General features: G+C 58.8%; 18 protein-coding genes and 1 tRNA gene. 9 read left to right on the top strand and 10 right to left on the bottom strand.

The features are described 5' to 3' along the window. Positions 1 to 223: 223 nt before the first annotated feature. The 4 genes from NANH_RS0120450 to NANH_RS0120435 all read right to left on the bottom strand — a co-directional run bounded on the left by NANH_RS0120450 (position 224) and on the right by NANH_RS0120435 (position 2,181). Positions 224 to 928 carry a hypothetical protein gene (locus NANH_RS0120450; RefSeq protein ID WP_027263729.1) on the bottom strand — a complete coding sequence of 235 codons (705 nt, stop codon included), beginning with the start codon at positions 926 to 928 and terminating at the stop codon, positions 224 to 226. Between the two features lie 180 nt (positions 929 to 1,108). After that, a complete protein-coding gene (locus NANH_RS0120445) occupies positions 1,109 to 1,726 on the bottom strand; it encodes an SOS response-associated peptidase (RefSeq protein ID WP_027263728.1) in 618 nt (205 codons plus the stop codon). Positions 1,727 to 1,798: 72 nt separating this feature from the next. Next, the gene (locus tag NANH_RS0120440; RefSeq protein ID WP_081710495.1) at positions 1,799 to 1,954 is read right to left on the bottom strand and encodes a helix-turn-helix domain-containing protein; all 156 of its coding nucleotides are present in this window, start codon (positions 1,952 to 1,954) and stop codon (positions 1,799 to 1,801) included. Further along, entirely contained in the window at positions 1,951 to 2,181 is a 231-nt protein-coding gene (locus tag NANH_RS0120435) for a helix-turn-helix domain-containing protein (RefSeq protein WP_245601483.1), read from the bottom strand. Before NANH_RS0120435 ends, NANH_RS0120440 begins: the two co-directional genes overlap by 4 nt. A 125-nt stretch (positions 2,182 to 2,306) precedes the next feature. Between NANH_RS0120435 and NANH_RS0120430 the strand changes: the two genes are divergently transcribed. The 4 genes from NANH_RS0120430 to NANH_RS0120415 all read left to right on the top strand — a co-directional run bounded on the left by NANH_RS0120430 (position 2,307) and on the right by NANH_RS0120415 (position 3,901). Then, entirely contained in the window at positions 2,307 to 2,576 is a 270-nt protein-coding gene (locus NANH_RS0120430; RefSeq protein WP_027263725.1) for a hypothetical protein, read from the top strand. A 25-nt stretch (positions 2,577 to 2,601) separates the two neighbouring features. After that, on the top strand, positions 2,602 to 2,838 hold the full coding sequence (locus NANH_RS0120425) for a hypothetical protein (RefSeq protein ID WP_175543420.1): 237 nt from the start codon (positions 2,602 to 2,604) through the stop codon (positions 2,836 to 2,838). Then, positions 2,838 to 3,191: a hypothetical protein gene (locus NANH_RS0120420; protein ID WP_027263723.1), complete on the top strand. Its 354-nt coding sequence runs from the start codon at positions 2,838 to 2,840 to the stop codon at positions 3,189 to 3,191. Before NANH_RS0120425 ends, NANH_RS0120420 begins: the two co-directional genes overlap by 1 nt. Positions 3,192 to 3,310: 119 nt before the next feature. After that, complete coding sequence (locus NANH_RS0120415) at positions 3,311 to 3,901, top strand: hypothetical protein (RefSeq protein ID WP_245601482.1); 591 nt, start codon at positions 3,311 to 3,313, stop codon at positions 3,899 to 3,901. Positions 3,902 to 3,947: 46 nt separating this feature from the next. On the opposite strand, the gene NANH_RS0120410 is transcribed toward NANH_RS0120415, so the two are convergent. From NANH_RS0120410 to hemE, 5 genes are all read right to left on the bottom strand, one after another. After that, positions 3,948 to 4,439, bottom strand: a complete 492-nt coding sequence (locus tag NANH_RS0120410; protein WP_027263721.1) for an ImmA/IrrE family metallo-endopeptidase — start codon at positions 4,437 to 4,439, stop codon at positions 3,948 to 3,950. Further along, the gene (locus tag NANH_RS0120405; RefSeq protein WP_139236676.1) at positions 4,436 to 4,777 is read right to left on the bottom strand and encodes a hypothetical protein; all 342 of its coding nucleotides are present in this window, start codon (positions 4,775 to 4,777) and stop codon (positions 4,436 to 4,438) included. Before NANH_RS0120405 ends, NANH_RS0120410 begins: the two co-directional genes overlap by 4 nt. A 56-nt stretch (positions 4,778 to 4,833) precedes the next feature. After that, a complete protein-coding gene (gene rhuM / locus NANH_RS27580; protein ID WP_081710494.1) occupies positions 4,834 to 5,412 on the bottom strand; it encodes a RhuM family protein in 579 nt (192 codons plus the stop codon). Positions 5,413 to 6,242: 830 nt separating this feature from the next. Further along, positions 6,243 to 6,319 (bottom strand) — tRNA-Met (locus NANH_RS0120390). 49 nt (positions 6,320 to 6,368) lie between these two features. Continuing rightward, positions 6,369 to 7,409 carry a uroporphyrinogen decarboxylase gene (gene hemE, locus NANH_RS0120385; protein WP_027263718.1) on the bottom strand — a complete coding sequence of 347 codons (1,041 nt, stop codon included), beginning with the start codon at positions 7,407 to 7,409 and terminating at the stop codon, positions 6,369 to 6,371. Positions 7,410 to 7,510: 101 nt separating this feature from the next. On the opposite strand from hemE, the gene hemC reads away from it, so the two are divergent. After that, positions 7,511 to 8,464 carry a hydroxymethylbilane synthase gene (gene hemC / locus NANH_RS0120380; protein ID WP_027263717.1) on the top strand — a complete coding sequence of 318 codons (954 nt, stop codon included), beginning with the start codon at positions 7,511 to 7,513 and terminating at the stop codon, positions 8,462 to 8,464. 63 nt (positions 8,465 to 8,527) lie between these two features. Continuing rightward, positions 8,528 to 9,472, top strand: coding sequence for a fatty acid desaturase family protein (locus NANH_RS0120375; RefSeq protein ID WP_027263716.1), 945 nt, complete (start codon positions 8,528 to 8,530; stop codon positions 9,470 to 9,472). 18 nt (positions 9,473 to 9,490) lie between these two features. On the opposite strand, the gene NANH_RS0120370 is transcribed toward NANH_RS0120375, so the two are convergent. Continuing rightward, the gene (locus NANH_RS0120370; protein WP_027263715.1) at positions 9,491 to 10,234 is read right to left on the bottom strand and encodes a hypothetical protein; all 744 of its coding nucleotides are present in this window, start codon (positions 10,232 to 10,234) and stop codon (positions 9,491 to 9,493) included. An 86-nt stretch (positions 10,235 to 10,320) separates the two neighbouring features. Here NANH_RS0120370 and NANH_RS0120365 point away from each other — a divergent pair, with 86 nt between their 5' ends. The 3 genes from NANH_RS0120365 to istA all read left to right on the top strand — a co-directional run. Next, the gene (locus tag NANH_RS0120365) at positions 10,321 to 10,860 is read left to right on the top strand and encodes a MarR family winged helix-turn-helix transcriptional regulator (RefSeq protein WP_027263714.1); all 540 of its coding nucleotides are present in this window, start codon (positions 10,321 to 10,323) and stop codon (positions 10,858 to 10,860) included. Positions 10,861 to 10,924: 64 nt separating this feature from the next. Beyond that, complete coding sequence (locus NANH_RS0120360) at positions 10,925 to 12,085, top strand: PQQ-dependent sugar dehydrogenase (RefSeq protein WP_027263713.1); 1,161 nt, start codon at positions 10,925 to 10,927, stop codon at positions 12,083 to 12,085. 239 nt (positions 12,086 to 12,324) lie between these two features. After that, positions 12,325 to 13,633 (top strand): IS21 family transposase (gene istA, locus NANH_RS26730; RefSeq protein WP_051372519.1); only part of this gene is annotated, 1,309 nt, incomplete at its 3' end.

Genomic DNA, 13,633 nt, shown 5'->3' with positions numbered 1-13,633 from the left:
GGCGTGACATGCTGGAAGACAGGCTGGCGGTATACACACGGCATCCTAGGGCCGCTGTGGCGCTATTAGAGGCTCTGCCTGACCTGGACCTGTCGGACGGAACAGAATCCGTCGTGTATTCGTCGCCCTACCTGCCGTTTGGGCGGAGGGGATAGCAGGAAGTTACCGGGTAGCAGAGGCGGGTTGAATATCTTTGCGTCATTCGCAACGAAGGGCCGTAGTCCTATTGCATGGTCTCCATGTACCGTTCGCGGAAAAACCGGGACGCGCTATCGATATGGTCGCAGAACTCCAACTTGTAAATTGCCTCGTCCAAAAAAGCGAGGATGGGGTCTGACTTGGCTGTTCCGTCTCCGCCTTGGCGCTGCATCCCCCATCGGCCATCCCAGAATCTGTCTCTCTCTATGCCCTGGTAGCGATTCTCGTCGAAGTATCTTCGGTACTCGTGAATTATGTTCTCTACGAAATCTGAGCAATGCGTCAGCTCCTGTTTCAGCGCCGGTTGGATTTTCGTGCCCCTATCCTTGAGAGCACGTCTAACGTTCCGAAGGGTGATCGAGGCTTGTATTAGCGCCGGTATCTGGCCCTCGCGATATCCCTCGAAGTTCGCAACGATGAGGGTTCGAGATGTGTCTACCGCGTCATATGCGGTCTTTAGGTCCGCAAGTACCGCGCGAAGAAAAGCCTGTTCATCTTCAATCCTTTGATGCTCGCGATCCCTGAGATCGAAAGCCCATCGGATTACGCCAGCCCCAACCACCAGAACGACGAGGCTTGAGCCGGTCTTTGTGAACTCCATGATATACTGGTCAGGCGCAATGCAGTCTCCCAACAAGCAATGATAGTAGAGATACGGTCCCAACCAGAGTCCAAGGCCAACGAAAAAGATGACCGCAAGTATTGCCCAAAAATGCCGTTTCGACTTCATGGCAGATGCCGCACTAGATTTGGCAGAAGTTTCGGTTGAAAATGGTACGCTATGAGCCGACTTTCGCCAAGCCCGACGCCTGCACAGACGCAGTTGCTGATTTGCCGAAGCGTCTGTTAGGTCCGCTATCATTCAGTTGACCGCCGATACGCCGAAGACCGGCTAACGCATACGCGGGACTCACATCTCTTCGACCAATTCCGGACCGTCGTCGCGCATACCGAACCGCTTCACCGGATGATGCTTTAGGATGGCGTCTGCCCCGATCCCGGCGCCATCCGTGCCGCCCATCCACGCCTCCCGTTCATCAGAATTCAGGATAACCGGCATTCGATTGTGGACCTGTTCGACACATGCATTTGCCGGGCGCGTCAGGATTGCGCACGTGTGGATGTCGTTCCAGTGCGATGACAGGCCCGCGAACCACAGGGTTTCCTCGTTGCCTGCCGACAGGATGACATGCGGTTGCTTGTGCCCCTTTTCACCTGTCCACTCATAGTAGCCACCGGCAGGGATCAGGCATCGCCCCGACTTCCACGCATTGCGAAAGGTCGGTTTCTTCGCGGCTTCTTCGATCCGGGCATTGAACGTGGTGGCCTTCCAGTCCTTTGCTTCGCCCTTGTGCCAGAAAGGGATGAACCACCAGCGCATCAGCACCGCGTCACTGTTCAAGGATCGAAGGGCAATTGCGTCCTGGGTGGGCTTGATGTTGTAGCGGCGGGGGAATGGATCAATCTTGATTTCCGAGAGTTCAAACTCGGTGCCGCGCAGGTTCGGGTCTATGTACCGCCCGCACATCTCAGATCAGCGGCACAAACGGCACGTCACACGCGGCCAGGGCGAGCAGGACGGCGAGGTAGATGAACAGCTTCATTGGTCGGTTCTCTTCTTCCTTCGTTCCAAATCGGCCCGCGCGACGGTCCTGCGCCGCGCCGCTCCTTTTGCTCTCAGTTCGCCCGAATTGATCCAGTTCCGAACGGTGGCCGGTGTGACGCCGCAGTAACCCGCCGCCGCTTCGATACTCATACATCCTGACTGTCGCGCTCTTTGGCAATCGCCACACCACTGCCCAACGCCACCTGCCCAGCCTCAAGGAACTGAATGCCACGGACCTCAAGGGCTTTGCGCATCGCCTCGGCGGTCGTATGTTGCAATCCGCCCTTGCCAGTTTCAAAGCGGCTCACGGTTGTGAAGGATACGCCCGACAACTCTGCTAAATCACGAACTCCCAAGCGTAGGGCGTTGCGGGCCATTCTCAACTGCTCTGGCGTCATTATGATAACCTCATATGTATTAATGCATACAGCGTATTGACTATCGGTTGAAAAGGCCCGATATTGATTACACAGTAAGCGGAATTGCATACGGGGTAAAGCTTATGACCTACAACAAATCCGAAATCATGAAACACGCCTGGCGCAAGGCCCGCGCCCTCGGATCGGCAATTGCGTCTGCGATGGGTGGGGTCCGCGCCCTGTTCGCCCAGATGCTGAAACAGGCATGGGCGAACGCCAAAGCGGCAAGGCCAGTCAAACTGACGCGGGAGCAGGCTGCATACCGGCTCATGCTTCATGACAACAAGACCTACTGGAATTCGGCTGACTACCATTGCCGCGACGAACTCGCGCTTGCGGCTCGCGGCGCTTGAAGAACCAAACTAGGAGAACATGAAAATGACCAACTGCAACGCGGATTCCGCGAACGATATCGGTTTGCCTGCGCTTCTGGCGCATATTGAGAAGATGCAAGTCAGGGCTGTATGTGTGCAGTCCCTTATCAGCGCCGCCAGCGCCTTGGTGAACGATCATCGCTATCACGAGGATGTGGGTTCGTTGTGCGACCTTGCCTATCAGGTTGCTGATGAACTGAACAAGGGCTTGGACGCGGTGAGCCTGCCGGAGGTGGCATAATGAACCGCCGCGACCTTCTTGCCGCCGCACCCGCCGTAGCTGTTGCCGGTACGGCGAACGCACTTCCGCTCACCGCCGAATCTGGCGACACGCCGATAATGCGGCTGTTTCGTGAGCACCAAGCCATCACAGATGCAGCCCGAAAGCATGAGAGCAAAGCAATCGGAAAGGCCGAGGACGAAGGGCTTGACCGTCTGTTCCATGTCAGAACGGACCGGATCGAAGATGAAATGATGTCTCTGCCGCAACTTCCGCTTCTGACTTCGCGCGAAGATAATTGTCGCCACCGTCTGCGGCGGATGTGTTCTCGACTGGGATACCCATCCAGTTTGGCAGGAGGCCCGCGCATATGAGATGGTCGGGATCGAGCCACGCTACAAGAAGTCGGAGGCGGTCTGACGGCTGGCCCGGTGCATTCATGGCGTTCACGACGAGACAGGCGCGAGCAGCTCACCAAACAGAGAGGGGGTGATTGACGGCAAGCCAATACTCACCGAAGGCTCGCCATTTTGCGGGCCTTCTCACCGTTTTCGACATTTCAAAAGCAAATTTCATGACCTTCCATTATGACATTAACCGGCGCTGGTCCGACCGGTTTCTGCCGGACATCAAGCGGCTGATTGGTTCGCACCTTCTGAGCACCGCCCCTGATCCGCTGGACCAGTTACACGCAACAGACCTGCTGATGCTGGACGCCCGCGACATGCGGATCGCCGCACGTGTCAGACGACCCGGCTACGCCCTGCGCTATCCGCACCAGTTCACCATCCGCTCTCATGTCCCGTCAGGGGCTGAAACGGAACTGTCCAAGATTGTGAACGGATACGGTGACTGGATGTTCTACGGCCATGTCAGCGCCTCACAAACGCATATAGAGCACTGGCGGTTGATCGACCTTCGGGCGTTCCGAGCGGCCCTCATACGTCACGCAAACGGCGGTCAACAGCTTGTCATGGGTGACCAGGCCAACCCGGATGGCACCTGGTTCAAGTGGTTCGATATCAGGAGCTTTCCAGCAGCGCCGCCGCTGGTGGTGGCGACTTCACCCTACAGAGGCAGATAAATCGTTTGAGCGGGCGATGGGTAAAATTGGGGGCCTATATACTTAACTAGCCAGTGAAGGGTACACCCATGCGAATGGACATAGCGTGCCTCGAAACCTCGAAGAGGCTGGCCATCGCGCCCACGTCATCCTTCAGCCTCACCCGTTCGCGATTGATCGCGTCGCGGGGCATCAATAGATTGGCGGCAAACTTGTTGGCCTCAGTCTCTTCTTTTGGACCAATCAGGGTGTTGTGGTACTTTCCAACCTCGGTGCTTCGGTATGCCCTGTCGTCATCTATGCCATCCCCGACAAGATGCCGGTGAAGCATGAAATGCCCCAGTTCGTGCGAGACTGTGAACCGTTGGCGCGTGTAAGGGTCCAGCGCATTAACGGTCAGGAGAAATGTGTTTCCATCCTTCTCAAGCATCCCAGATACATCGCCCCCCAGAAAAGCTTGGCGGAACTTTAGCCCGAGAGGCGCAGGAAGGGACAAGACGGGCACAGGAATGCTGTTGCGGGCTTCCGTCAGCACATCCCATTGCTCAGATAGGTTCATTTTTCGGCCTCCCCATCATCGTCTTGCGCACCTGCCATCTGGTCTGCGGCCTCGTCGGACACATCGTCAGAATCGAGGAAATCCCTATATGCCTCAAGCAAATCAGGAAGTTCCCTTTGCAAATACTCGTTTGTGACGCGCTCAGCTGTGGCCTCCGCAATTGCCTTGGCTTGCTCTACTGCATGTGCCCTGGCTATAGAGCGAAAGTTCAAGAACGCGAATACGCCACCTAAGACTAAGATAGTGCTAACTATGGCTAAAAGCAACGAAGCGAAGTCTAAACGCCCAAGTTGCGCCGCCACTGCCAGTGCATCATCTATGGCATCTGTGCTGTCCAAAAACGGCCTCCAAGTTTGAAGGCCACCCTTACAGAGCGCCGCCTTTTTCGGCAATACTAACCTTCGATCAGCACTTCGTCGTACTCTCCCGCTGCAAGCGCTTCTTCGTCGTACTCAATGCCCATTGCCTCGATCTTCTTGCGCTTCTTGTATAGGGTGAGTTCCTGTTTGGCGTGCTTTTCGGCATCATCTTTGAGAAAGTCCCTATATCCATCAAAGACCGGGTAATCATTCAGCGTTAGCAGCCTATCGAGTTGCTGGTGAAGGGACTTCATTGTCATCTTTTGACCCGCAAGGGCGCGGGCCTCCGCATATAGCAGGAATTGCTCAGACAGCAGGTGCAGGCGATACAACTCTTCACTCTGCAAGTAATTCTTCCCTGTCTTGGCTTCGGCGATGGTTGGCATTTTTCCCGAGAACGTCTGAACACCCATGTTGTCTTCCCGGTGATCGGCACGGTCCAGAACCAACTTCGATGCGGTCTGTCCAGTGACTGCGTTCAGGAACTTGTCTTGCAGCAGAGCGTAAAAACTGCGGACCTGATTGGACGAAGGCTCATAGCCCGACGCACTGATTTTGAAGCATTCCCGGACCTTAGCATAAACCTGCTTTTCCTCAGACCGAAGTGCGCGCAGTTCGGCGCTGCGTCGATATCAGGATCGTTGAAGGCAGCAGCGCATATGGGTTCACGCAGTTTGCATACATCTTCCGAGTCGTTCCCTTGGTCTAATCGGACGTGAATTTGGCGCGATTTCCCATAGAATCTGGCAAGGCGATGGAGACATAGCTGATAGTACATCCGGTTTACGCTTGTGTCTCGGTTCTCTCCCCGGTTGGCTTTGTGGTTGTACCCGCCAAACTGAGCTATCAAAATGTGGAGTTCTGCCTTGCCTTGTCGGGTTAAGTCAAACCCATAGTCAACCAGCGCCTCGTAAGCTGGCCTTCTCTTGTGCCCGCCCCTGTACGCACTCCAATGAAACTCAGATTGAATTCCGGCCTCGGCCCGCAGCGTCGCAATTTTTGCCGATATCTCGGTTATCCGCTTCCCTGCCACGGCGAACCCGCCAGCGACCATAAACTCATTGTCTTTGCTGCTAGCGTCTCCAAAAAATGTGAGACTTTCGAAGAAGTCGGTAGGTATGCGTGGAATCATCCATCAACAATAACACCCACCATTGGGTACAGAAAATATATTAACAGGCCCGCAGGTGCTTGTTCGGCACCCTTTTCATAGGCGATTGAAACAGTCCTCAGGCCAAGGTGGGGCGATTCTTGGGCAATCAACACATGCTCGGTTCATGCGGTGTCAGTGCAGGCGACGAGACCGCCGCGATTCGTGGTGCACTGCAGTCCAAAATGGTTCGAATTGCTTGCGGGCTGGGCGCTCTTGTCCCCCATATGTCCCCCAATTGGCGATAATAGCCTGCGGCATCACATAGGAATCAACGTAAGCCATTGAAAGCCTTGGTAGCGGAGGAGGGACTTGAACCCCCGACACGCGGATTATGATTCCGCTGCTCTAACCAGCTGAGCTACTCCGCCAAAGGCCCGCGCGTCGTAGGACACCCTGCTCGGGCCGTCAAGAGCCAAATCAGCTCTTGTTGTCTCTTACCGTGTCAATCATCAGCTGCACATTCTCTGGGTCCGCATCCGGCGTGATGCCGTGACCCAGATTGAAGATGTGCGGCCCGCCTGCAAACGCCCGGACAATGGCGCGGGTTTCGTCAACCAGCGCCTGGCCGCCGGCAACCATGTGCGCCGACGCCAGGTTGCCCTGAACGCAGCCATCGACCTGCACATGGGCCGCCGCCCAGCCCGGGTCGACCGAATTGTCCAGCGCCACACAGTCCACGCCTGTCGCCTTGGCAAATCCGACATAGGCATCGCCCGCCTCGCGCGGGAACCCGATGATGGGGATTGCCGGGTGCCTTTGCTTTAGCGCAGCCACGATCTGCCGGCAGGGCTCGACGGCGTATTTGGCGAAGGCCTCGCCCTTGAGCGAACCCGCCCAACTGTCAAAGATCTTGACGACTTCGGCCCCGGCCTCAATCTGCATCGACAGATAGTCGATTGTCGCCTCGGTGATCCGCGCCAAAAGGGCTTCGAACAGCGCAGCGTTTTCCTGCCGCAGCGCGTGGGCGGGGCCCTGATCCGGCGTACCGCGCCCGGCGATCATATAGGTTGCCACCGTCCATGGCGCCCCGGCAAAGCCGATCAACGTGGTTTGCGGGGGCAGTTCACGGGTCAACAGGCGCACGGTTTCATATATCGGCGCCAGCGTATCATGAATGTCGTCAGCTGGCTTGAGCGCATCAAAATCGGCTTGGGTTGTCACCGTGGAAAGGCGCGGCCCTTCTCCGGTGACAAACCACAGATCCGCCCCCAAGGCCTGTGGCACCAGCAGGATGTCGGCAAACAGGATCGCCGCATCGAACCCGTAGCGGCGGATCGGTTGCAATGTCACTTCGGTTGCCAACTCGCTGTTGTAGCACAGCGACAGGAAATCGCCGGCCTGTGCGCGGGTGGCGCGGTATTCGGGCAGGTATCGGCCCGCTTGCCGCATCATCCAGATCGGCGGCACATCCTGTGGCTCACCCGCCAGCGCGCGCAAAATCGTCTTTGTCTGTGCCATGTCTGCCCCCGTTTCAACTCTGCGCCCTGCGTCCCGCCTGCGTCGATTATTGTCAACCCCATGCGCTTGTAAGGGCAATATGACGCGACTAAAGAGGGGGCATGATACAGAATACCCCCTCGCCCTCCGCGCCGCTCAAGATCGGCACCCGTGGCTCGCCTCTGGCGCTGGCTCAGGCGCATGAAACCCGTGACCGGTTGGCGCAGGCCTTTGATCTGCCGCCCCAGGCGTTCCGGATCGTTGTGATCAAGACCACCGGAGACGCAGTGCAGGATCGTCCGCTGAAAGAGATCGGCGGCAAGGGCCTTTTCACCAAAGAGATCGAAGAGGCGCTGTTGTCGGGCGGCATCGATATTGCCGTGCATTCGATGAAAGACATGCCGGTGTTGCAGCCCGAGGGGCTGGTTCTGGACACCTATCTGCCGCGCGAGGATGTGCGCGACGCCTTCATCTCATCGACGAAATCCGCCCTGACCGATCTGGCACCGGGCGCGGTGGTGGGCACGTCCAGCCTGCGCCGCAAGGCCCAGTTGCTGAACCGCCGTCCCGATTTGAACGTGGTCGAGTTTCGCGGCAATGTGCAGACCCGGCTGAAAAAGCTGGGCCAAGGCGTCGCGGAATGCACCTTTCTGGCGATGGCCGGGCTGAACCGGCTGGGACGCAGCGACGTACCTGCGACACCGATTGACGAAAGCGACATGCTGCCTGCCGTCGCACAGGGTGCCATTGGCATCGAGCGGCGCGGCGATGACACCGCAACCGCGGATATGCTGGCCGCGATCCACGATACGATCACCGGACAGCGGCTGGCGGCGGAACGGGCCTTTCTGGCGGCGCTGGACGGATCTTGTGAAACCCCGATTGCCGGGCTTGCAGTGTTGGAGGGCGGCATATTGCGATTGCGCGGCGAGGTGCTGCGCCCGGATGGCAGCGAGGCCATTGCCGACGATAAATCCTGCCCCGTTGCCGAAGGTGCCGAACTGGGTCGCGCCATGGCGGCCGACCTGCTGAGCCAGGCCGGGGCCGGTTTTTTCGACTGGCACAGCACCAGGTGACGCAACGCCGTATTTGACAGGTCGGGTCCGGGTTGAGACGCTGTTTGCGGAGGACTCTTTATCATGACCCCTGGAAAGGCCTATCTCAGCACCGAAGAGATCCGCCCGCTGGCAGAGCGCTCGAATGCGATGGGCGCGTGGCTGGTGCTGCACTGTTGGGGCACGATTGCGGCAGCTGTGGTGTTGTTCGGGCTTTGGCCCAATGTGCTGACATTCGGTTTGGCGGTGCTCGTGATCGGATCACGACAATTGGGTTTGGCGATCCTGATGCACGAAGCGGCGCATAACGCGCTGTTCAAATCGCGTAAATGGAACGATTTTGCCGGTGAATGGCTGTGTGGCCGTCCAATTCTGGCCGAGCTGTCCGCCTATCGGCATTATCACCTGTCACATCACCGTTTCACCCAGACCGACAAGGATCCGGATCTGGTGCTGTCGTCCAAGTTCCCGACCAGCCGGGCATCTCTGAAGCGCAAGTTTCTCCGCGATCTGACCGGACAAACCGGCATCAAGCAACTGACTGCACAGATCCTGATGTCGGTTCGTCTGGCCGGAGACCACGAGGCCGTGGAAGCCGCCGCCAGTGATTTTGCCCAGGCGTTCAAGGCCCGCGATCTGTTCAAATCCCTGCCCGTCTTCATCGGCGTCGCGGTCCTCATGGGGCTGTTGGGTGACTGGTGGTGGGGGCTGGCTTTCTGGCTGCTACCGTATCTGACCTGGTTTCAATTTGTCCTGCGCGTGCGCAACATTGCCGAGCATGGTGCCACGGAAGTGTCGCAAAACCCGTTGCAAAATGTACGCACCACGCTGGCTGGGCCACTCGCACGGCTGTTTGTCGCCCCGTATTGGGTAAACTTTCATCTTGAACATCACATGGTGATGCATGTGCCCTGCTGGCAGCTGAAGAAGATGCATGACCTGCTGCTGCAAAAGGGGCTGGGGGGACAGATGCGGGTCGCGCGGTCCTATGGGCAGGCGCTGGCCGAGGCGGGATGGCGTCGGGCCTGACGCCCCGCCCCGCGCCCCCTACTGTACCCGGCCGGGCAGACTCAGATCGCCCGAGGCGATATCGAACACGTCCGTAACGCACAGCAACGGCGCATGGATGTTGGCGTTGACCCGCAACGCTGCGGTTACGCCATCGTAACCGATCTCGGCCTGTGCATCGGTCAGGGCAACGGTGACGGTAATTTCGGCACCATCAAACAGCGGCGAAAATCCGGGACTGTCCAGAAACAGCGGCAGGCCCGGCCAGGTCACGGGAAGCTTCGGCGTTTCACCTTCGGGGATGTCGCGCACGCCCAGGGCACCGGTGCCGCAGGCCGGTGTCGGGGTCAGCACCACCCAATGGCTGTGCCAATCATCGCCGTCATTCCCCGGATCTCCGTCGCGGTTTTCATCATACAGCGGCGTATCGTCAAAATCCGGATGGCTGGTCGCGGCAAGCGCAAGAATGCCTGTCCCGCCCTCGAACCCGACCGCAGAGGGATCCAGCGTGGTTGGCCAGACATAGGACAGCACCTGCGCCCCACCCAGCTGACCTGTGGGCTCCGGATGATCCGCCCCGGCCATGCCCGCGGTGGTCATGTGAAAGGTCACGTGTCGACCGTTCCGATGGGCGTGGGCCGCCAGAATGTCAAAGGCGGCGTTGCCCCCGGGTTTGGCCTCTGACGTGATGGCGTCGGACATGCCACTGGCATGTTTCCCGCCGGCCAGCAGTGGCGCGGCCAGGCACAGGATTGCAGCGGTTGTCGGAAGGATGCGGTGCATGGTCTGTCCTCTCAAATCATGGAGTCTCATTATTAGTAGCGAATCGCTATTATTGCAATCTCTATTTCGACTCGCTATCAATGGGCATGGATGACCCACAGCAGATTCAATTTACAATCGACCGGCTGGCACGGCTCAGCGCTGCCGAAGCCTGGGCGCAGGGCCTGAACCCGACCCAGGCGGCGGTGCTGTCCTATCTGTGCCGGGCCAATCGTTTCAGCCGTTCGCCCAGCCATGTGGCGAACTATCTTGCCAGTACCCGCGGCACGGTCTCGCAGACGCTGAAGACTCTGGTGCGCAAGGGGCTGGTCACCGAAACGCGTAACAAAGCCGACCGCCGCAGCATCCACTATGACGCGACTGCAGCGGGACGTGCGCTGGCGCAATCCGTGCCCAGCCTGGATGCTGCCGCCCGGTCGCTGGCCACGGGTCGGCTGGCACAGGCGAACGAAACGCTGGCGGACATCCTGCGTCAGGCCCTGGCCACACGGGGGATGCGCAGTTTCGGCCTGTGCCGGACCTGTGCCCATCACGAGAGGCGGGGCGGTGGCGGGTATTGCCACCTGTTGAAGGTCAATCTGCAACCTGTCGATGTCGGCCAGATCTGTCACGAACACAGTGCCTGAAGGTGTGATTTGACCGATAGGTCGCGAATCGGCACCTTTGACCGTAGGCGGCAAGAGGGCTGACATGAAACATCTGCTGATCGTATTGATACTGTGTCTCGCGCAGACGGCCATGGCGCAGGATCGCGCGCAGGCCGACAAGGTCCGGCAGGTGTTGCAGCGGATCGGTTTGCCGGACGGGTTTCACATCGACCTCTATGCTCTGGTACCAGGCGCACGGCAGATGGCCCTGTCGCCCAAGGGCGATGTGCTGTTCGTCGGCACACGCCGGTCAGGGGTCTGGAGGATTCCCGATCACGACAGAAACGGGGTGGCCGATACGATCGAGAAATTCGCCGCTGCGGTCGATTTCGATATGCCTAACGGGGTCGCGGTAGACCGCAATGGCACCCTGTTTGTGGCCGAACGCAACCGGATCCTGAAATTTCCAAACGCCGACCAACCGGGCCAGCCCCCCGCCCCGGTGGCGGTTGTGCCGCAGGGCCAACTGATCCCGCCGGACGAACAAAGCAATACCCACAGCGCGCGGGTGATCAGATTCGGGCCTGACGGGTGGCTGTATGTTTCACTGGGTCAGCCTTATAATGTCGCACCCAGAAGCAAGCTGGCATTGTATGACCGCACCGGAATTGGCGGCATCATCCGCCTGCGTCCCGATGGCAGCAAGCGCGAGGTCTATAGCAGAGGGATCAGAAACTCGGTCGGGATGGATTTCCATCCGGTGACCGGCGAACTGTGGTTCACCGACAATCAGGTCGATCTGATGGGCGACGACATCCCACCGGGCGAGATCAACCGACAATCCGCGCCGGGGCAGCATTTCGGTTTTCCCTGGTTTGGCGGCGGTGCGGTGCGCACCCGGGAATACCGCGACGACGATGTTCCGTTGGCAACGGTCATGCCGGTGGTGGAAACCGTGGCCCATGCCGCCGATCTGGGCATGAGCTTCTATGCCGGAACGCAATTCCCGCGCAGCTACCGGCACGCGCTTTTTTCGGCCCAGCACGGATCGTGGAACCGCAGCGAACCGGTGGGCGCACGGGTGATGGTGACCACGTTTGACGCGTCGGGCAAGGCGCGGACCCGACCCTTTGCCGAAGGCTGGTTGGCGGCAGATGGCGGCTATGACGGCCGGCCCGTGGACGTGATCCAGACCCCGGACGGCGCACTTTTGGTGTCGGACGATTTTGCCGGGGCCATCTACCGCATCCGCTATGCACCCTAGGCGGGGTTGCATTGGCGGGCAGAGCTTGTCACTGAAACACCGCAAACGAACAGGAGAGATCATGCAGCGTGTCTTGACCGAATTCGGAATGGGAACATCACTGCGGCGTGGCGATTACACCCAAGCTGTTGATTGTCACTGAGAACTGACCCGGCAACTGCAGAAATTGTCATTGAGAATTGACCCATGTGCAACCTTGCCCCTGCTTGATTCAGCTGGGGGCTATTGGAGTGGTAGACATGGGATTTTTGAGGGTCATTCGGAAATGGGCGCTGCGAGACAAGATGCCCATTCGCGAGATTGCGCGGCGAACAGGCGTGTCTCGCAACACGATCAAGAAATATCTGCGGGCCGGGATTGTCGAACCCGAATTCCAGAGACCGGACCGGCCGAGCAAGCTGGATCCGTATGCTGAGAAGCTGACAGCTTGGTTGCTGTCTGAGCAGCGCAAAACACGCAAGGAGCGGCGGACTGCCAAGCAGATGCATGCCGATCTGGTGCAGCTTGGCTTTGATGGCTCATATGAGCGGGTCGCGGCCTTTGTGCGGGACTGGAAGGGTGAACGGCAACGCGCGTATCACACGACTGACCGCGGGGTCTTCGTTCCGCTGGTGTTCCAGCCTGGCGAGGCGTTTCAATTCGATTGGAGCGAGGACTGGGCCTATGTTGGCGGCGAGCGGATCAAGCTTCAGGTCGCCCATATCAAGCTGTCGCACAGCCGCGCCTTCTTGGTGCGGGCCTATCTGCTGCAAACGCATGAGATGCTGTTCGATGCCCACTGGCATGGCTTCCGGGTGTTTGAGGGCGTTCCGGGGCGCGGCATCTACGACAACATGAAGACAGCCGTCGACCGGGTTGGTGTCGGAAAGAAGCGCGATGTAAACGCACGGTTCCTGTCGATGACCAGCCATTATGTCTTTGATCCCGAGTTCTGCAATCCAGCGGCAGGGTGGGAGAAAGGTCAGGTCGAGAAGAATGTGCGCGATGCCCGCCACCGGCTCTGGCAGCTCATGCCCGCCTTTCCGGACATGGATGCGCTGAACATCTGGTTGGAAGACCGCTGCAAGCTCCTGTGGGCCGAGACTGCGCATGGCACCCTACCTGGCAGCATTGCCGATGTCTGGGAGGCCGAAAAGCCCGCGCTGATGCCACTGCCCACAATGTTTGACGGCTTTGTTGAGCAGAGCAAGCGGGTGTCTCCCACCTGCCTGATCACATTCGATCGCAATCGCTACTCAGTGCCCGCCAGCTTCGCAAATCGACCCGTCAGCCTGCACATCTACCCCGAACGGCTGGTCATCGTCGCCGAAGGGCATGTGGTCTGCACGCATGAGCGCATCATTGAACGATCGCACCGTCAGCCAGGGCGCGTCATTTATGACTGGCGCCATTACCTCGCCGTGGTTCAACGCAAGCCGGGCGCATTACGGAACGGTGCTCCCTTCGTTGAGATGCCAGAAGGGTTCCGGAAGCTGCAGGATCAGATGTTGCGCAGGCCCGGTGGTGATCGCGAGATGGTCGATGTCCTGTCACTGGTGCTCCACCATG

This window comes from Sedimentitalea nanhaiensis DSM 24252, assembly GCF_000473225.1.
Lineage (GTDB): Bacteria > Pseudomonadota > Alphaproteobacteria > Rhodobacterales > Rhodobacteraceae > Sedimentitalea > Sedimentitalea nanhaiensis.
The sequence above is the reverse complement of the archived record's forward strand: the minus strand, read 5'-3'. Positions and strand labels throughout refer to the sequence as shown.